Origin of the sequence: Hymenobacter roseosalivarius DSM 11622, from assembly GCF_900176135.1 — a bacterium.
In the GTDB taxonomy this organism is placed as follows: domain Bacteria; phylum Bacteroidota; class Bacteroidia; order Cytophagales; family Hymenobacteraceae; genus Hymenobacter; species Hymenobacter roseosalivarius.
In genome coordinates, this window is the sequence record NZ_FWWW01000095.1 from 1 (window position 1) to 17,782 (window position 17,782).

16 protein-coding genes are annotated in these 17,782 nt (G+C 58.7%); 2 read left to right on the forward strand and 14 right to left on the reverse strand.

Translation table 11 applies throughout. The features are described 5' to 3' along the window. Window positions 1-261 precede the first annotated feature (261 nt). From B9A24_RS18030 to hisG, 10 genes are all read right to left on the reverse strand, one after another. The gene (locus B9A24_RS18030; RefSeq protein ID WP_084447412.1) at window positions 262-921 is read right to left on the reverse strand and encodes a lipid-A-disaccharide synthase N-terminal domain-containing protein; all 660 of its coding nucleotides are present in this window, start codon (window positions 919-921) and stop codon (window positions 262-264) included. A gap of 9 nt (window positions 922-930) precedes the next feature. Next, on the reverse strand, window positions 931-1,707 hold the full coding sequence (locus B9A24_RS18035; RefSeq protein WP_084447413.1) for a glycosyltransferase: 777 nt from the start codon (window positions 1,705-1,707) through the stop codon (window positions 931-933). 250 nt (window positions 1,708-1,957) lie between these two features. After that, window positions 1,958-2,596, reverse strand: a complete 639-nt coding sequence (hisIE, locus tag B9A24_RS18040) for a bifunctional phosphoribosyl-AMP cyclohydrolase/phosphoribosyl-ATP diphosphatase HisIE (RefSeq protein WP_084447414.1) — start codon at window positions 2,594-2,596, stop codon at window positions 1,958-1,960. Window positions 2,597-2,962: 366 nt separating this feature from the next. Then, window positions 2,963-3,721: an imidazole glycerol phosphate synthase subunit HisF gene (gene hisF, locus B9A24_RS18045; protein WP_084447415.1), complete on the reverse strand. Its 759-nt coding sequence runs from the start codon at window positions 3,719-3,721 to the stop codon at window positions 2,963-2,965. Between the two features lie 91 nt (window positions 3,722-3,812). Then, the gene (gene hisA, locus B9A24_RS18050; RefSeq protein WP_084447416.1) at window positions 3,813-4,529 is read right to left on the reverse strand and encodes a 1-(5-phosphoribosyl)-5-[(5-phosphoribosylamino)methylideneamino]imidazole-4-carboxamide isomerase; all 717 of its coding nucleotides are present in this window, start codon (window positions 4,527-4,529) and stop codon (window positions 3,813-3,815) included. A 96-nt stretch (window positions 4,530-4,625) separates the two neighbouring features. Continuing rightward, on the reverse strand, window positions 4,626-5,213 hold the full coding sequence (gene hisH / locus B9A24_RS18055) for an imidazole glycerol phosphate synthase subunit HisH (protein ID WP_084447417.1): 588 nt from the start codon (window positions 5,211-5,213) through the stop codon (window positions 4,626-4,628). A gap of 271 nt (window positions 5,214-5,484) precedes the next feature. After that, on the reverse strand, window positions 5,485-6,585 hold the full coding sequence (hisB, locus tag B9A24_RS18060; RefSeq protein ID WP_084447461.1) for a bifunctional histidinol-phosphatase/imidazoleglycerol-phosphate dehydratase HisB: 1,101 nt from the start codon (window positions 6,583-6,585) through the stop codon (window positions 5,485-5,487). A 102-nt stretch (window positions 6,586-6,687) separates the two neighbouring features. Next, window positions 6,688-7,734, reverse strand: coding sequence for a histidinol-phosphate transaminase (gene hisC, locus B9A24_RS18065; protein ID WP_317044261.1), 1,047 nt, complete (start codon window positions 7,732-7,734; stop codon window positions 6,688-6,690). A 138-nt stretch (window positions 7,735-7,872) separates the two neighbouring features. Beyond that, complete coding sequence (gene hisD / locus B9A24_RS18070) at window positions 7,873-9,162, reverse strand: histidinol dehydrogenase (protein WP_084447418.1); 1,290 nt, start codon at window positions 9,160-9,162, stop codon at window positions 7,873-7,875. Between the two features lie 83 nt (window positions 9,163-9,245). Further along, the gene (gene hisG / locus B9A24_RS18075; protein ID WP_084447419.1) at window positions 9,246-10,097 is read right to left on the reverse strand and encodes an ATP phosphoribosyltransferase; all 852 of its coding nucleotides are present in this window, start codon (window positions 10,095-10,097) and stop codon (window positions 9,246-9,248) included. A gap of 510 nt (window positions 10,098-10,607) precedes the next feature. Between hisG and B9A24_RS18080 the strand changes: the two genes are divergently transcribed. After that, window positions 10,608-11,528, forward strand: a complete 921-nt coding sequence (locus tag B9A24_RS18080; RefSeq protein WP_084447420.1) for a DUF2911 domain-containing protein — start codon at window positions 10,608-10,610, stop codon at window positions 11,526-11,528. 123 nt (window positions 11,529-11,651) lie between these two features. On the opposite strand, the gene B9A24_RS18085 is transcribed toward B9A24_RS18080, so the two are convergent. Together B9A24_RS18085 and rpe are read right to left on the reverse strand one after the other, a co-directional pair. Next, complete coding sequence (locus tag B9A24_RS18085; protein ID WP_084447421.1) at window positions 11,652-14,159, reverse strand: TonB-dependent receptor; 2,508 nt, start codon at window positions 14,157-14,159, stop codon at window positions 11,652-11,654. Beyond that, entirely contained in the window at window positions 14,159-14,878 is a 720-nt protein-coding gene (rpe, locus tag B9A24_RS18090) for a ribulose-phosphate 3-epimerase (protein WP_084447422.1), read from the reverse strand. The genes B9A24_RS18085 and rpe overlap by 1 nt, the downstream gene beginning before the upstream one ends. 247 nt (window positions 14,879-15,125) lie before the next feature. On the opposite strand from rpe, the gene B9A24_RS18095 reads away from it, so the two are divergent. Beyond that, entirely contained in the window at window positions 15,126-16,346 is a 1,221-nt protein-coding gene (locus B9A24_RS18095; RefSeq protein WP_084447423.1) for a hypothetical protein, read from the forward strand. Window positions 16,347-16,537: 191 nt separating this feature from the next. On the opposite strand, the gene B9A24_RS18100 is transcribed toward B9A24_RS18095, so the two are convergent. Next, complete coding sequence (locus tag B9A24_RS18100; RefSeq protein ID WP_084447424.1) at window positions 16,538-16,999, reverse strand: RES family NAD+ phosphorylase; 462 nt, start codon at window positions 16,997-16,999, stop codon at window positions 16,538-16,540. Between the two features lie 12 nt (window positions 17,000-17,011). Continuing rightward, window positions 17,012-17,437, reverse strand: coding sequence for a type II RES/Xre toxin-antitoxin system antitoxin (gene parS, locus B9A24_RS18105; protein ID WP_084447425.1), 426 nt, complete (start codon window positions 17,435-17,437; stop codon window positions 17,012-17,014). Window positions 17,438-17,782: the final 345 nt, after the last annotated feature.

Sequence of the window (17,782 nt, forward strand, 5' to 3'; positions counted from 1 at the left end):
AAGCATTGCCTTAAAGCCAGCCTGTTTTTTTCGCTCGCGCCCCAGGTAGCAGGCATCTACCACCCTGCTCTGTGGAAACCGTCAGCAAGCCGTAATTTACCCCTTTTGGTGCGTACGAGGCTGGACACAACAAATTGACCTGACTCCTGCTAGTATTGATGCACAAAAAAGCCCCCCGGAGAGTTGGGGGGCTTTTTATTCTATGTAAAAAGTATTTTTGGGCAGGTAGCCAAGTTAGCCGACATTCAGCTAAAGCGTTCTTTATTTCTCCATTTCCTCCACCCGAAGGCCTTTTATTTCGCGCCTCAGCAGTACCACGTTGCGGGCGTACACGACGATACCCGGCACGTTGCCCAGAATCAGCACGTAATCCACGGGCCGACGCAGCACGGCGTAGCAGAGAATCAGGATTGAGCCAATCAGGCTAACCAGCCAGAACCCCAGCGGCAGCACCGACTCGCCCTTGCGCTCGGAATACAGCCACTGGTACACGAAGCGCAGCAGAAAGATGGTTTGGCCCACCGCCCCGAGCACCAATACGCCCCCCGGAATCCGGTTGGTGAGCATGGTTTGCAGGCTGAAAAACGCGGTGCCATTCACAAACCAGCCGATGGCGGCCAGCGGAAAGCCGTAGGCGGCCACCCGAAACGCGCCGGGCAGCTTACCCCACTCGCCCAGCAGCTGCAGGTTGCGGATATAGATAGCGTAGCTGATGAGCTGGGCCGCCAGGATGATGGGGTCGTGGCGGAGCATGCCGTAGAGGATCATCAGAAACGATGATATCAGGCTGATTTGCCAGAACAGCACCGGCACCAGCACCCGCCGGGCCCGCTCGCTTTGAATCCATTGCAGAATAATGCGGCTCGAAAACAGCAGCTGCGCAATAAGCCCGACCCCGTAAGCGACTACTTCCGTCTTCATGCTGCAGGGCTAGCCTTCAAGGGTGCGGCCAGCTTGTGCCTGCTGGCGCTGCTCCTCCCCGATGGCGTAGTTCAGCCAGCGGCTCCGAATCCAGCGAAACCCGAAGGTATCGACCAGGGGCTTCCAGGCCCGGTTCCAGAGGTTATACTTGGCCGTGCCGGCGAAGCGCGGGAAGTGGCGCACGGGCAGCTGCTTTACTTTGCCCCCCTGCAATTGTACCAGCGCCCCCAGAAATCGGTGCATCCCATGAAACAGCGGTACCCGCCGGGCGTACTCGATCTTGATAATCTTCAGCGGGCAGCCCGTATCCTGAATGCCGTCGTTGATGAGCGTGCGCCGCACCGTGTTGGCGACTTTGGAGGAAAGCTTCTTGACCAGTGTATCCTGGCGCTTGGCCCGAATACCGTTCATCATGTCAAACTCGGGCAGAAACTCGAAGAAAGTCAGAAAGTCGAGCGGGGTGGTTTGAATGTCGCTGTCGATGTAGCCGATCAGGGTACTGCGGCAGTGGTCGATGCCAGCTTTGATGGCCGTGCTCAGCCCGCGGTTCTGGGCCAGACTAATAAACTCATAGCGGGTGCCGGGGCGGCAGATGTCGCGCAGCAACGCCAGGGAACCATCCGTGGATCCATCGTTGACAAACAAGACGGTCGTCGCGACGGGCGTTTGAGCCAGGAACTTATCCATCTCCACCACAAATTGCGGCAGGCTTTCTTCCTCGTTATAAACGGGAACAAGCACCGTGAGCGACTGGGTGACGAGGTAAGCGGAAGGAGCAGCGGACATAGAAAAGCGAGGTAGCGGGGCGCAAGGTAAAAAGGATTTAGCGCCAGCTGCTTGTCGGATGAGTAACGCGCGCAAAAATGCCCCCCAGAGTGCTTTTGAGTACGGTCTGTTAATAGAGAACGTCATGCAGAGCGGTAGCGAAGCATCTCGCTCGCGGTAGTGAGATTACTAATCCAGCATCAGCACGCGAGATGCTTCGCTACCGCTCTGCATGACGTTCTACTTTTTCTAATTGAATAAGGCAAGCTCCTTACTCCCGCCGTACACCCGCCGAAATCGTGCTGTGCCGCTCGCGCAGCACAGCTACTACATCGTCCAGCGTGAGGCTGGAAGCGGCCAGCAGCACCAGCAGATGATAAAGTAAGTCGGCGGCTTCGCCTTTCAAACCCTCAAAATTGCCCCCCACGGCATCAATTACTGTTTCTACGGCTTCCTCCCCTACTTTTTGGGCAATCTTGGGCATGCCTTTGCGAAACAGCGAGGCCGTGTACGACTTCGGGTCTTCCTCAGGAAAGTCGCGGCGGCGCTGCACCAGGCGCTCCAGCTCGGCCAGAAACCCGATGGGGGCGGCGGGAATGGCGGTTTGGTCGGGCTGCTCGAAGCAGCTGACGGTACCGCGGTGGCAGGTGGGGCCGTCGGGCCGGGCGCGGATGAGCAGCGCGTCGCCGTCGCAGTCGGGGTGCAGGCTTACGACCGAGAGGAAGTTACCGGAGGTTTCACCCTTGGTCCAAAGGCGGTTTTTGGAGCGGGAGAAAAAGGTGACGCGACCTTCCTGCTGGGTTTTGGTCAGCGCTTCCTGGTTCACGTAGCCCAGCATCAGCACCTGGCCCGTCTGGTCGTCCTGCACCACGGCGGGGATTAACCCATCGGGCATTTTATTGAAATCCATTAAGTGGCAGAGAAGTATGTTTTGGATGATTAAACAACTAGCTTTCTTATGCTAGTGTCTGATAGGTTTTAACAAACTCCTCAGCGTCCCTCATATTTTCAGGATACTTCCCATATGAGGGCTTATCGGGAGAAGAAATATGGTAATAAAAAAAGCCGTGTTCAACTAAGTACTTAACTAATTCCCACTTAGCTACTTCCCTTTTTTAGGCGGACGGAAACAATGGGGTAATACCACCACAGCCTGCCCACAATCAGGGCAGCTAGAAGGTCCAGTAGATCCGTAGGGGGCATTGAAGGCCTTTCTACAAATAAAACATACGTGTTTGCTTCCCATATGCAAATCTAAGCTATCAAGAATAGCTGCTTATAGCCGCACCGGAATCCCATCCTGACGCAAGTGTTCTTTCAGCTCGCGAATCCCAATTTCGCCGAAGTGAAAAATGCTGGCGGCCAGGCCGGCGTCAGCATGTGCATTTTGAAATACGTCCGTGAAGTGCTGTTTGCTGCCGGCGCCGCCCGAAGCGACCACGGGCACAGAAACGGCCCGGCTCACGGCCCCGGTGATATCCAGGGCAAAGCCGTCCTTGGTGCCGTCGTTGCTCATGCTGGTGAGCAGGATTTCGCCGGCCCCGCGCTCGGCCGCTTCCCGGCACCACTGCACGGCGTCGCGGCCGGTGTTGTGAGTGCCAGCACGGGTGTAGATTTGCCAGCCTTCGGGCTCGTGAAAGCGGGCGTCGGCGGCCACCACGATGCACTGGGAGCCAAAGCGGCGGGCCAGCTCGTCGATCAGCTCGGGGCGATGAAGGGCGGCGGAGTTGATGCTGACTTTATCGGCGCCGTTCATGAGTAAGGCTTCCACATCGGCCACGGTGCCGATGCCGCCGCCCACGGTGAAGGGAATATCCAGCTCGCGGGCCACGTCGCGTACCAGGGCTACCAGGGTGGCGCGCTTCTGGTTGGTAGCCGTGATATCGAGAAAAACCAGCTCGTCGGCTCCCTCGCGGGCGTAGCGGGCGGCCAAAGCCACCGGGTCGCCGGCGTCGCGCAGGCCCTCGAAGCGGACGCCCTTCACGGTGCGGCCGTCTTTCACGTCGAGGCAGGGAATAATGCGTTTGGTGAGCATGGGGGGGGGGCTTTTTTGACTACTTTTTAGGGTTGTTATCTGGTTGGCGCTTCGACGTGGCGCTGTCAAACACTTCGTATAAACTCGGCAGTTACAGCCGCGACTGTAGCTGCTCCAGCGTAATGGTACCTTCGTAGAGCGCTTTGCCGATAATAGCGCCGTGCATGCCTATCCCGGCAAGCGCTTCCACATCCTCCATAGTCGTCACGCCGCCGCTGGCCACGAGCTGGGCCTGCGGGTACTGCTGGCGCAGCTCCTGATACATGGGCAGCGAGGGGCCTTGCAGCTTGCCGTCCTTGCTCACGTCGGTGCAGATGAAGGTGGTAGTGCCCGCCTCCAGGTACTCCCCGATAAAAGCGCTCAGCGTCCACTCCGACTGGTCGGCCCAGGCGTTGATGGCAATATGATTGTGACGAAAATCAGCCCCCACGATGATCTTTTCGGCTCCAAACGTGGTCAGCCAGTGCTGCACTACGCCCGGCTCGCGCACGGCAATGCTGCCGGCCGTAATCTGCGCCGCGCCCGCATCAAAAGCCTGGCGCACGGCTTGCTCGCTTTGCAGGCCCCCGCCGAAGTCGATATGGAGCTGGGTATGGCGGGCAATTTTCTCCAGCACGGGCAGATTCACCGGCCGCCGGGCGCGGGCCCCATCCAGATCAACCAGATGCAGGCGGCGCACGCCTTGCTGCTCAAAGCGCTGGGCCACGGCCAGCGGATCGGCATCGTAGGTGGTTTGCTGGGCGAAGTCGCCCTCGGTAAGGCGGACGCACTGCCCGTTAATCAGGTCGATGGCGGGGATGATGTTCATGGGAGAAAAGATGATTTAACGAAACGCGAACGGAAAGGTCGCGCTACATACACGGCTAACAACATCCGCCATGATTCGCCAGGCGAGAGCTTAGAGTTAGAGTTTAAGAAAGTTCTCCAGAATGCGCGTACCCACCGGGCCGCTTTTTTCGGTGTGAAACTGGACCGCGTAGAAATTCTTGTGCTGCACAGCCGCGCTGAAGGGCGCCGGGTATTTGGCTTCAGCAATAGTATAGTCTCCGACCGGCGCGTAGTAGCTATGTACGAAATATACGTAGTCTTCAGCGCCGAGTCCGGCGAACAGTGGGGAGCGCAGCCGTTGCAAGGTGTTCCAGCCCATGTGTGGAACTTTGTACTCCGGCAACGCAGGGAAGCGCTTCACTTCAAAGGGCAGAATACCGAGCATGGTCGCGTCGTTCTCCTCGCTATGGGTGCCCAGCAGTTGCATCCCCAGGCACACGCCCAGGAAGGGTTGGGTAAGCGTGGGCAGCAGTACATCCAGGCCCTGGGCCCGCAGCTCCCGCATGGCCGAAGCGGCTTCTCCTTCCCCCGGAAAGATGATCTTATCGGCCCGCCGGATTGCTTCGGGATCGGCCGTGAGGGTGGGCCGGCACCCTAAGCGCTCCAGGGCAAACAGCACCGACTGCACGTTGCCCCCTTTATAGTCAATGACTGCTATTTCCATTTGAGAATAGTTAACTATTTACTCATTTGTTTAAACATTTGTAAAATTTAACTCCGCTGAAAACTATACAGGCGTTCATGCTGAGCGAAATAGAGCGGAGTCGAAGCATCTCTACCGCTTCGGTGGGTTACTAGTGCGCCGAAGCGGTAGAGATGCTTCGACAAGCGGACGCCAGATCAAGCATGACCGTCTTAAATCAAATCAGCTTATGAGATGAATAAGCTCCTCAGCTTTGTTCAGCATATCCAAATGTTTAAACAAATGGATAATCCTACAAAACTCCCTTCGTGCTTGGAATCTCCATCTTAGCCGCGTCGCGCACCAGGGCCATCTTCATGGCTTTGGCTACCGCCTTGAAAATGGCTTCTATTTTATGATGCTCATTGTCGCCCTGGCACTGAATATTGAGGTTGCAGCGGGCACCGTCGGAGAAGCTTTTGAAGAAGTGGTAGAACATCTCGGTGGGCATATCCCCTACCCGCTCGCGCTTAAACTCCGCGTCCCAGACCAGCCACGGACGGCCCGAAAAGTCTATAGCGGTCTGAGCCAACGCGTCGTCCATGGGCAGTAAAAAACCGTAGCGCGAAAGGCCGCGCTTGTCGCCCAGAGCCTGGGCAAAGGCTTCGCCCAGGGCCAATGCAGTGTCCTCGATGGTGTGATGCTCGTCGATGTGCAGGTCGCCGTGTACCTCGATTTTCATATCCACGCCCGAGTGCTTGCTGAGCTGGTCGAGCATGTGGTCGAAGAAGCCCAGGCCGGTGTGCATATGGGGGCGGCCCTGACCGTCGAGGTTTAGCTCGACGCGGATTTTGGTTTCGTTCGTGTCGCGCTGCACCAGGGCGGTGCGGGCGGGCAGGCGCAGGAAGCGGTAGATATCGTCCCAGCTTTGGGTAGTGAGGGCGGCGCGCTCGTCGGCCTCCGCGCGAAGCAGGATAGATTGGCAGCCCAGGTTCTGCGCTAGCTCCACATCCGTAAGTCGGTCGCCGATAACGAAGGAGTGTTGAAGGTCGTAGCCACTTTCACTTCCTAGGTATTGAGCGAGCATGCCGGTGCCGGGCTTGCGGGTGGGCAGGTTTTCGTGGGGAAAGCTGCGGTCGATGTGCTCGCGGACAAACTCCACTCCTTCTCCGCGCAGAATATCCAGCATGAGGTTGTGGGCCGGCCAGAAGGTTTCCTCCGGGAAGCTGCTGGTGCCCAGGCCATCCTGGTTGCTCACCAGCACCAACTCGTAGTCCAGCTCGCGGGCAATGCGCGCCAGGTTGCTGATCGAGCCAGGCAGAAACTGAAACTTCTCTAAAGAGTCGATCTGAAAATCCGTCGGCGGCTCGATGAGGATGGTGCCGTCGCGGTCGATAAAGAGTATTTTTTTCATAGAATGGGTGATGTCACGCGAAGCGGTGCTTCGCTCGTTGAACGACGGGCTGGGGGGCATTTTCGCGGGTGACTGCAACGCGAGGCGAAGCACCGCTTCGCGTTACCTGAACTCGCGCAGCGCCGTCAGCAGCTGCCCGTTTTCGGCGGGTGTACCTACGGTAAGGCGCAGGGTGCCGGCGCAGCCAGGCTGGGTCGTGCGGTTGCGCACTACAATGCCGCGGTTGAGGAGGTACTCATACACGGCCGTGGCGTCGGGCCGGAAGCGCACCAGCAGAAAGTTGGCATCGGAAGGAAATACCCGCTCGACAATGGCCAGCGCAGGCAGACGCTCGGCCAGCCACTGGCGACCCACCAGTAAGTCATTGCGCAAGTTGTCAAAATGCCCCCCAGCCGCCAACGCCGCCAGCGCGTGCTGCTGCGTGGCCTCCGACACATTATAAGGAGGCTTGATTTTATTCAGATACCCAATGATTTCTGGCGAGGCGAAAGCCATGCCCAGGCGCAGGCCAGCCAAGCCCCAGGCCTTGGAGAAGGTTTGCAGGATCACCAGATTGGGAAACTCGGCCAGGCGGGTGGTCCAGCTCGGGGCGGCGGCGAAGTCGGCGTAGGCTTCATCCACGACCACCAGGCCGCGAAAGCCGCGCAGAATCTCTTCGATGGCGGCAGCATGGAGCAGGTTGCCGGTGGGGTTATTAGGCGAACAAATGAATACCAGCTTAGCATCGGAGGCGATGATGCCGGCCACGATTTCGGCAGAAAGCTGAAAGTCGGCGGTCAGCGGCAGGCGCTGAATAGCTACGTCGTTGAGGTTAGCGGCCACCTCGTACATGCCGTACGTGGGGGGCAAAATCAGGATGCTATCCTGGCCGGGAATGCAAGTAAGGCGCACCAGCAGGTCGATGGCTTCGTCGGAGCCGTTGCCGAGGAAAATTTGCCCCCCGGCCACGTTTTTGAGTTGGGCCAGCTCTGCTTTCACCGCCCGCTGCTGCGGATCGGGGTAGCGGTTGAAGGTGGCGGGGCCGGCGCTGCCCAGGCTGTTTTCGTTGGCGTCGAGCATCACCTGAGCGTCGCCCTGGAATTCGTCACGCGCCGAAGAGTAAGGTTTCATCGCCCGAATGTTGGGACGAACAAGGCTTTCTAAATCCATGATCAATTTAAACTGCTTGTTGACACTAGTACGTCATGCAGAGCGAAGCGAAGCATCTCGCTCGCGGTAATGAGAATAGTAATCCAACGTCAGCAGGCGAGATGCTTCGCTCCGCTCTGCATGACGTTCTACTAATAATTAATTGCCCAAACTTTCCAGCCGCAACGTCACGGCGCGGGCGTGAGCGTGCAGTCCTTCAGCCTCGGCCATCGTCTCGACCACGGGGCCCACGTTGCGCAGGCCCTCGGGAGTCAGGCGCTGGAAGGTGATTTTTTTCAGAAAGGAATCGAGCGAGACACCGCTGTAGTTGCGGGCGTAGCCGTTGGTGGGCAGGGTATGATTGGTGCCGGAAGCGTAGTCGCCGGCCGCTTCGGGCGTGAGGTGACCCAGGAATACCGAGCCGGCGCTGGTAACGCCCACGCTGAATACCTCTGCTTCCTCTAGGGCCAGAATCAGGTGCTCGGGCGCGTATTGGTTGGAAAAAAACAGCATTTCCTCCGGTGTGCGCAACAAAATGGCGCGGCTTTCCCGCAAGGCTAATGCGGCCACCTCGCGGCGGGGCAGCGTGGCCAGCTGCCGCTCTACTTCCTGGGTCACGGCCACCAGCAGCGCATCGGAGGTGGTGAGCAAGATCACCTGCGAATCGGGGCCGTGCTCGGCCTGGCTCAGCAGATCGGCCGCCACAAACGCCGGATTCGCGGTTTCATCGGCGATAACCAACACTTCCGACGGGCCGGCGGGCATATCGATGGCCACGCCGTAGCGGGTAGCCAGCTGCTTGGCGGCGGTGACGTAGCGGTTGCCGGGACCGAAGATTTTATCGACGCCCGGCACGCTTTCCGTGCCCCCGGATAAGGCGGCAATGGCCTGGGCACCACCGGCTTTGATAATGGTAGTGATACCCAGCAGCTGCGCCGTGAACAGGATGATGGGGTTCACGGAGCCATCCGGGGCGGGCGGCGTGCAGAGGACAATGTCGGGGCACTCGGCCAGGCGGGCGGGCACGCCCAGCATGAGCAGGGTGCTGAACAGCGGGGCCGAGCCGCCCGGAATATAGAGGCCTACCCGCTGCACGGGCACCGCCCGCCGCCAGCACTCCACGCCCGGCATGGTTTCGATGCGCTCCTCCACGGGGCGCTGGAGCTGGTGAAACTTCTCCAGATTGGCGTGCGCCTGACGAATGGCAGCTTGCAAGGCAGCCGGAACCAGGGCAGCGGCCCCGGCCATTTCCTCGGGCCGCACGCGCAAGTCACTGAGCGTGACCCCGTCGAAGCGGGCGGTGTACTCACGCAGGGCCTCGTCGCCGCGCTCTCGCACCTCGGCAAAGATGGTGGCTACGCGCTCTTCCAGCTCGCGGGCCTCGCCGGCGGCGGCGCGCTGCTGCAAGGCCGGCCACCCGGCCATATCAGGATAACGGATGAGTTGCATATGAGGGTACTGTGAGTGAGTGAGTGAGTGAGTGAATACCTCATTGTTGGAAGTGAATAATCACTTATCCACTGATTCACTCTTTAGGAAATCATTTTTTCGATGGGCAGTACCAGAATTCCTTCGGCGCCGACGGCTTTGAGCTGGCCGGTGATGTGCCAGAAATCGTCCTCGTTTACTACCGACTGCACCGATACCCAGCCTTCCTCGGCCAGGGGCGTCACGGTGGGCGACTTGATGCCGGGCAAGAGCGCATAAACCGCCTCCAGCGCGCTCTGGGGAGCATTCAGGATGATATACTTATTGCGGCGCGCCCGGCGCACGGCCTGCATCCGAAAGCGCAGCTGATCCAGAATCTCCTGCTTCTCGGCCGACAGATTCTGGGTGGCAATGAGCACGGCCTCGGAGCGAAACACGGTTTCGACTTCGCGCAGACCGTTGCCCAGCAGCGTGGAGCCCGACGACACGATGTCGCAGATAGCGTCGGCCAGCCCGATGCTGGGCGCGATTTCCACCGAGCCGCTGATGGTGTGCAGGTGCGCCTGTACGCCCTCACCGGCCAGGTAGCGGCCCAGGATTTCGGGGTAGGACGTGGCGATGTTCAACCCCTGCAAGTCGGCCACCGACGTATAATTTACCCCCCGCGGCACGGCCAATGACAGGCGGCACTTGCTAAAGCCCAGGGCTTCCACTTCCAGATCAGGGTGGCCGGCCTCGACCAGCACGTTCTGGCCCACGATGCCCAGGTCGGCCACGCCGTCCTGCACATAGCCGGGGATGTCGTCGTCGCGCAGAAACAGGATTTCGAGGGGGAAATTGGTGGCTTCGGTCTTGAGCTTGTAGGTGCTGCTGACGAAGGAAATACCGCACTCACGGATCAGATTCAGGGAATCTTCGCTCAGGCGGCCCGACTTCTGGATGGCCAGACGAATCATAGGGTCAGGGATAAGGAGAGAATGAAAAGCCGAGCTGGAGCCGGGGCCGGCAGTTGGGCTTCGATGGAGAACCGTAAAAACGGGCAAATGGCGGGCAGCACGGGCGCAGATCGGGCAAAAAAGGCCAATACGACCGGGGCCGCCCTGGTTGGGCGGCCGGGGAGCCAACTGCGACTCACCCCACGGGGACGATATGCTTGCTTGATTCCTCTAGAAAGAGGAATGATGCCCGTGGTGATGAGGGTGCGGCGCGCCCACGCCGGCAGCGGCCCCGGACAGCAGGGAGGCCGGGGGGCTCAGGGAAACAGGCAGGCGCGAGGCGACGGGCATAAAGGCAGATTGCGGGGCAAAAGTACGAGCAGATACGAGGGTTGAAAACTTTTGGGCTAAAAAGTTTTCATATTCCGGCCTTTCAGAAGTGACGGTGGCTGGTAATTTTGGCACTATTGTTTCAGAAAGCCCAATCGATTCCCTTTTTCGCCCTAGTTTTCCCTCCTATTGTACCTGTGTATGCGGTTGTCCCTGGTTTCCCGTTCCCGCTCCCTCCTGCTGACCACCGGCGGCGTGTGCTGCCTGCTGCTGACCCTGAGCGGCCCGCCGGCTGCCGCCCAGCAGCCCATGGCCTCCGCCCCCGAATTGCCCCTGCCCCAGGCCAGCCCCCGCGCCCTGGTGCTGCAAACCATCGGCCTGACCGACGTGACCGTGGACTACCACGCCCCCGGCGTAAAGGGCCGCCCGGTGTGGGGCACCCTCGTACCCTGGAACCAGGTATGGCGAGCCGGGGCCAACGAAAACACGCTTATTACCTTCTCGGAGCCGGTAAAAGTAAACGGCCAGGCCGTGCCCGCCGGCAAATATTCCTTCTACGTGCTGCCCCAAGACAACCAGGACTGGCAACTCATTCTCAACCGGGTAACCACGCACTGGGGCAGCGAAGGCTACGACGCGAAGGATGACTTGCTGCGGGTACCTGCCTCCTCAGAGGCCGCGCCCTTCCACGAAACGCTGCTGTATTGGTTTTCCGACGTGAAGCCCACCACGGCCCGCCTCAACCTGACCTGGGAAAAGCGCACCGTGAGCATGACTATCGAGACAGAAGTACACGAGCAGGCCCTGCGCGGCATTCAGCAAACCCTGGCGGCTACCCCCAACAACTGGCAGCTGCTGGCTCAGGCCGCCGACTACCTGGTGCAGAACAACCTGCACGGCGAGCTGGCCCTGCGCTACATCAATGAGTCGATTCGCCTCCGGAATGTGTATACCAATAACTGGATAAAAGCCCGTCTGCTGGCTTCCAAGCAGGATTATACCACCGCCATCGCCTACGCCCGCAAGGCCATCAAGCTGGGCGACAAAAGTGACGACACCTTTAAGGCCCAGCTGCCCGGTATGCGCATCGCCCTCACCGACTGGCAGGCCAAGGCGTATTAACTTGCCAAACCCAAAATCAGATGTAAGAAATGAGTAAACCAGCTTTACAAAATCAATATAGTCTACTGCTGAAACCATTATTCAGTCTTTAAAGCAGCTATTACTTTATACTCGATAAGCAATTTAAAACCGCGCAATCACCCGCAGATTTACTAGACGCTGAGACAGGTAGTTCGGAACGGAATAGGTGTCGCCGTTTACATCCTGCAAGTAGCTGTAGCCGCCCACGTTGTTAGCGGCCAGCACATTCAGGACTTCCAGACCCAGCCACAGGCTTTCCAATTGCCCGGCGCGGCGCGGCGTTGCGCCGGCACTGCTTAGGGTGAGCACTTTGGAAACTCCCAGATCGACGCGCTTGTAGGAGCGGCTGAGCTTAGTGGTGCCGCGCTCCTCAGGCAGATTGGGCGGACTGAACGGCAGGCCCGAACCAAATACGAAGTTCACGTAGCCTTTCACCGAAGGGTTATTGGGCAGATGATCCTGCAGGAAAATACCCACGTTCAGGCGCTGGTCGGTAGGTCGGCGGATGTAGCCTTTCTCTTCCCGGCCTATCTCCTGGCCATCGGCATCACGCAGGGTGATGAAGTCATAGTCGAGGTTTTCGCGGGTGGTGAGCACGCCCAGGCTAAACCAGGACTCGGTGCCAGGTACAAACTCCCCGGCCACGCGGGCATCGAGGCCGGCGGCGTAGGCGGTGGCGTTGTTGCGGGCGAAATAGCGCAGGCGCACATTGTCCAGATCGTAGGGCACTACGTCGGTGAGGTATTTGAAATAGACTTCGCCGGTGAAGCGAAACGGCCGTCCCCATTGCTGAAACTTCAGATCCTGGCCGGCAATGAGGTGCAGGGAGCGCTGGGCCCGCAGCTCCGGGTTCAGGATAGCTTGCTGATTGCGCAGCTCCCGATAAAATGGCGGCTGGTAATACACGCCCGCCGCCACTTTGAACGCCAACTCCGGGTTGCGGCGGGTAATAAACGAGTACTGCACCCGCGGGCTAATCACCAGCTGGCGGTTCACGCTCCAGTAGTGGGCGCGCACTCCGTAGGTAAGCGTGCGCAACGAGTCGAACGTGATAGTATGTTGGGCGTAGCCTTGGTAACGCTCACTATCAAGCGTCAGATCAGTCCGCAGGCGAGTAAAGCGAGCCTCGGGCACAAAGCCCGCCGAATCGACGAAGCCGTACTCGTTGAGCGTATCCTCGATGTGCTCGCGGCCGGCTTTTACCCCCCAGCGTACCGCGTGACGACTGGTGGGCGTCCAGGTGCCGCGGGCTTCGAGAGTAGCCAGGCGGGCGCTGAGGGTATTGCGCGAATGATCGAAGCGCGAGCCCAGGTCGCGGATGCGCACGGGTCGGTTGAAGTCCGGCGAGTTCGGGTCCACGTTGATATCGGCGAAACGGTAGCTGGCCTCCACATCCCGAAACTCCAGCTCCCGCGAAATTAGCCCCCCGGCCAGCAGCTCACCCGTAAACTTAGGCGTAAACTCGTGGCGCAGGTTCAGGCCGCCCTGGTAGGTGTCGTACTGCATTCGTTCACGGCCGTCGTAGGCGATAAAAAGACGCGTAAACTGGTTGGTAGCCGTGCTGAACGTGCTTTGACCAGTTTCGGGCGTGAAGCGGTAATCGTTGTGGGCAAATGAGGTGAGCAGGCCCAGGCTCGTTCGCGCCGGCTCCGATTTTCCCCCCAGCGCGGCGTTGATGTACAGTTGACCGTCGTAAAAAGTCGGGTTATACCCACCCTGCGCCTGCCGCAGGGAGCTAAGCACATATTGGGCATTTTTATACCGAACTCCCGCCAGGTAGCTCACGCGCTTATTGGGTGAAGTGGCCTCCACATGAGCCGTGCCGCCCACCAGACTAGCCGTGGCCGAGGCTCCAAATCGGGTGGGCGTTTTGTACTCCACATCCAGCACCGAGGAGAGCTTATCCCCAAACTTCGGTTGCCAGCCGCCCGTCGAAAACGCCACCTGGCTTACCAAGTCAGGGTTAATAAAGCTCAATCCCTCCTGCTGGGCGGCGGTTACCAGAAACGGCCGGTACACCTCAATGCCGTTCACGTACACGAGATTTTCCTCGTAATTGCCGCCCCGCACCGAGTAGGTACTAGTCAGCTCATTATTGGCCACGACACCAGGCAGCGTGGTCAGAATTTTGTTGAAATCACCGAAGGCCGAAGGTAACTCCTTGGCTGACCGTGGGTTGATGCGGGTGAGGCTGACTTGCTCGCGGGTATCGGCGCTTTGCCCTCGGCCGCGCACCGTCACGTTGCCCAGGGCGCGGGCATCGGTGGCGAGCGTAAGCCGCTGGGGGGCATTTTTGGTTAAATCGAGCGGGGTACGCAAGACTTTGTAGCCCAGGCGACGCGCTACGAGCACCAGAGCCGGCGCGCCGGGCGCGGACGGCGTCACGCGCAGCGAAAATTGCCCCCCAGCGTCAGTCGTAGTGCCGCCGGGCTGGCCTTCTACGCCGATATCCACAAGCTCCAGCGGCTGCCCATCCGCGTCGCGGACGGTACCGCTGACCAGGATGCGCGTGGCGGTTTGCTGAGCCATCACCCCCGCTCCGGCCAGCACCAGCAGCAAGGTCAGTAGTAGGGAAAAGGGCTTATTTCTCAGGCGAGTAAGCAAATGCATCAGGCGTGCTGGCTCTCCTCCGATTCATCCTCCAGCATCTCGCTTTCGCTCAACTGAGCGCGCAACTCCGCCAGCGTAGCTACGGGGTCGGGCGAGCCGAATACGAAGTTGCCAGCCACCAACACATCGGCCCCGGCTTCCACCAACGCGGCGGCATTGTCGCGGCTCACGCCCCCGTCAACCTCAATCAGAGCCGAAGAGCCACTATCCACCAGCAGCTCTTTCAGAGCGGCCACTTTGCGCAGGGTATTCGGAATAAAGGCCTGTCCGCCAAAGCCTGGGTTCACCGACATTACGCACACCACATCCAGATCGGCGGCAATATCCTCCAGCAGCCACACGGGCGTATGCGGATTCAGGGCCACGCCCGCCCGGCAGCCCAGGGCCTTTATTTGCTGAATAACGCGGTGCAGATGCGGGCAAGCCTCGTAGTGCACTGTGATGTTGGTCGCGCCCGCATTGCGCACGGCGGCCAGATAATTCTGGGGTTCTTCAATCATTAAATGCACATCGAGCGGCTGCTTAGCGTGCCGACCAATGGCCTGCAACACCGGCACCCCGAACGAAATATTCGGCACAAAACGACCATCCATAATATCGCAGTGCAGCCAGTCGGCGGCGCTACCGGCGAGGCGCTCGATTTCAAATTGGAGGTTGGCAAAATCGGCGGCGAGCAGCGAAGGAGCCAATAACGGAGCCAGGCGGCGGGTAGAAGTCATACCGCGAAGGTAAGCGTTTGGGGGCGAGCTTGGATGGACAAAAGTACTGACCTCAGCGCACTGCCCGGTTTTCTTCGTCGCCGCTGCCTCCGGCGGGGCGGGATGACCTACACCAGCCATACTAAAAGGATGATAATGTTACAGTTACGTGACAACTACCCCCGACTGGCCACGTTCAGCTTATTACTTATCGACGGCACTCCGATAGCGTTACTGACCATTTTTCTCATCTTCCTATCCTCCTTTTATGAAACCGACCTTCCAACATTTCCTCGGAACCTGCCTCATAGGCCTGGCTTTGGTTAGCTGCGACCAGGAAAAATACCAGATTCCGACAAATCAATTATTTGAAACGGCCGCCCTTCGGGAAGCCGATATATTGCTGACGGAGGCCGCCCGAATCGCGGGCATCAGCAAAGCAGAATTGCTGCAGGCCCGGGCTCCGGGCCGGTTTACTCAGCAGCAGAACGTCTTTTTTCCGGGGGCACTGGCCGTTGATTTCAAGCGGAGCGTACCAACGGTTACTCTGCCCCTCTACAAAGGTCTCGGCCCTGGCGGCAACCCTACTTACTACATTCTTACCGAAGCGGCCAACTTCAACGTGGCCAAGCGGTTGGGCGTTAACTATGCCCCCAAGCTGGTGTATGGGCGGGACACGGAGGGCAGCCAAAAGGCAACCTTCGTGAACGGGCAGCTCCAGTTTGAGGGCGACGTTGATTTCAGCCCTCAACGCCTTGTGCAGCCCGGCCCCTTTCCCAATACTTTTCCACCCGCTGTGGCCCAGCCGGGAGCCGTGGGCGATGCCCGCTATTCCCCGCTGGTAGTACTGCCCAGCGGCTCCGTCGTTAGCGCGTCTATTGTGGCCAACAGCACGGGTACCCACGACCACCTGGTGAGTATCGACTATGCCAAGGGCACGGTGGTATTTGAATTACTGGACGGCTTTGAGGGCGGGGCACAATACTACTTTCACCTCGTGACCGAATCGTCGGATAAGGGCGCCGCCACCATCGAGCGGGGCACTTATACGCCCCGGCTGGCCAACCTGCCCACGTTCGGACAAAGCCTACTCACCGACAAATCGGCGTTGCTGGGCTTCTCACCGGTGGCCAACGGCGAAACCGGTGCTAATAATCCCGAACGGCAGGGCCTAAATTCCACTATCTTGGACGGGCAAACCTTCGACCCGATCAACGTTTTCCCTCTGGACCCAGACAATAACAAAAAAGACGCTAACAATTATAGCCCTATGTGGGATGCCCACATCAATGCTTGGACGCCGCAGGCTATCCAAGCGGGTAAGCGCCGGCGCATCAAGAGCTTCGCCGACCTGGAACAGCTGGTTAAAGAAGGCTCCGTCACGGATGCCGCGGGCAACATGGGAATCCCCAACAGGTTTGTAGCCAGTCTTAAACCTTCACGTGCCATCATCAATTGCCCGGTAATTGCTCAGCCTCTGAGTCGGTAAGCCAATCGGACGTATTGACAATAGCACTGGCAGTTGCTTGCCGAACCGAATGAGCCAATCGATATTTTCCAGCAGAGTCCGGTCAAGCAGCCCGCTGGTTGACCGGACTTTACGTATTGGTGTAACACGCATAGTACGGGGAGTGAGGGAGCAATGCCGCATTTTGCCAGAAGCCTGTGCTCATCAACTCATCATTCCTGATTTTCCGCTTTGATCCGGGGGTCGAAGGCAAACTCCTCCCGACTACTAATGCGAATTCGGGCAAAATCGGGGTGACGTGCGTGTAATATGTAGTTGTATTCGCTGGCGATAATGGAAGACGGCACCCGCAGCACCGCCGCCGTTTTCCGTTCGTACCACGCGTCACCCAGGGGCTGGCAAAGGGCGTAGCTGCGGGTTTTGTGCCAGCTGGGGGGCAATTCTTCCAAGGCAATATTCTCCACGGCCAAATCATCGGGAATCTGGATAACCACCACCCTGAACCGCTGATTCAGCCCTTCCCCACCTCGGTGTACCACGTTTTCCAGGCACGCCAACGCCCTACTGCTGGCCGTGTAGATAACGAAATGGCCTTTGGAATTCCAACGCCCCCGGTTGCCCGAGGCAAATAAATCCTGGGCATACTCAGCCAGGCAAATACGGTATACTTCCACCTTACCGCGCGTTTAGGCCAGGTCGCCATAGGCAATCCGATCCAGCTCCTCCAGCACCAGATCAATGCCGCCGCTGGTTTCCAGCAAGGTGAGCGGCACCTGGTCATCGAGGCCGTAGGCGGGCTTTTCGAGCCACCGTACAAAAGCACCGGCTTCACCAAATACCTGCTGCCCGCGCATGTGCAGGGCCAGCAGCTTCAGGGTTTGTTCGCTGTGGGCAGGGCTCAGGTTTTTCTGCTCCTGGCGGTACGTACGCAAGGTTTTGGTCGTGATATTGAGAATATCAGCGAGCTGCTCGGGGTGCAGGTGCAGCAACCCGGCCACGGCAATAGCGGTAGCGGCCGAAATGCCCTGCCGCGCGGCCATCACCAGAGAAAAAGAATCCTTTACCACCGTCTTAAGTGCGGTTAGCTCCGACCCGGCGGCGGGAACAGTCATTTTGCGAGGTGTTGCTAAGCTGCTCATGTGACAGAGATTATTTCGTTCTTCTCCAAATATAGGAATATTTTCCTTTAAACTCGGAAAATATTCCTTTTGTTCGATTTAGCCTTTTTGTGAGCTTCCGATGATGGCCTGGCAAAGCCAATGACGTAAGAACTACTATAAATGCAAACAAATGATCATCTCTACATTCAAAAGACAGCCCTTATATACCATAGAGTAACTTTCTTGTAACCACCAAAAGAACTGGGCACCATCCCCTAGTTCCCATTATGCATTACCGCTGAATTAAGTTATCGAAGCGACCAGCTTCTCCAACCCACATGAATAGTTTTATCTGCT

Excerpts from the sequence above, each read along its gene's own strand:
- hisF (WP_084447415.1), bottom strand. The coding sequence starts at position 3,721 with ATGCTCACCAAACGCATTATTCCCTGCCTCGACGTGAAAGACGGCCGC.
- hisG (WP_084447419.1), bottom strand. The coding sequence starts at position 10,097 with ATGATTCGTCTGGCCATCCAGAAGTCGGGCCGCCTGAGCGAAGATTCC.
- hisA (WP_084447416.1), bottom strand. The coding sequence starts at position 4,529 with ATGAACATCATCCCCGCCATCGACCTGATTAACGGGCAGTGCGTCCGC.
- hisC (WP_317044261.1), bottom strand. The coding sequence starts at position 7,734 with ATGGATTTAGAAAGCCTTGTTCGTCCCAACATTCGGGCGATGAAACCT.
- hisH (WP_084447417.1), bottom strand. The coding sequence starts at position 5,213 with ATGGAAATAGCAGTCATTGACTATAAAGGGGGCAACGTGCAGTCGGTG.
- hisB (WP_084447461.1), bottom strand. The coding sequence starts at position 6,585 with ATGAAAAAAATACTCTTTATCGACCGCGACGGCACCATCCTCATCGAG.
- rpe (WP_084447422.1), bottom strand. The coding sequence starts at position 14,878 with ATGACTTCTACCCGCCGCCTGGCTCCGTTATTGGCTCCTTCGCTGCTC.
- parS (WP_084447425.1), bottom strand. The coding sequence starts at position 17,437 with ATGACTGTTCCCGCCGCCGGGTCGGAGCTAACCGCACTTAAGACGGTG.
- B9A24_RS18030 (WP_084447412.1), bottom strand. The coding sequence starts at position 921 with ATGAAGACGGAAGTAGTCGCTTACGGGGTCGGGCTTATTGCGCAGCTG.
- hisIE (WP_084447414.1), bottom strand. The coding sequence starts at position 2,596 with ATGGATTTCAATAAAATGCCCGATGGGTTAATCCCCGCCGTGGTGCAG.
- B9A24_RS18035 (WP_084447413.1), bottom strand. The coding sequence starts at position 1,707 with ATGTCCGCTGCTCCTTCCGCTTACCTCGTCACCCAGTCGCTCACGGTG.
- hisD (WP_084447418.1), bottom strand. The coding sequence starts at position 9,162 with ATGCAACTCATCCGTTATCCTGATATGGCCGGGTGGCCGGCCTTGCAG.
- B9A24_RS18095 (WP_084447423.1), top strand. The coding sequence starts at position 15,126 with ATGAAACCGACCTTCCAACATTTCCTCGGAACCTGCCTCATAGGCCTG.
- B9A24_RS18085 (WP_084447421.1), bottom strand. The coding sequence starts at position 14,159 with ATGCATTTGCTTACTCGCCTGAGAAATAAGCCCTTTTCCCTACTACTG.
- B9A24_RS18080 (WP_084447420.1), top strand. The coding sequence starts at position 10,608 with ATGCGGTTGTCCCTGGTTTCCCGTTCCCGCTCCCTCCTGCTGACCACC.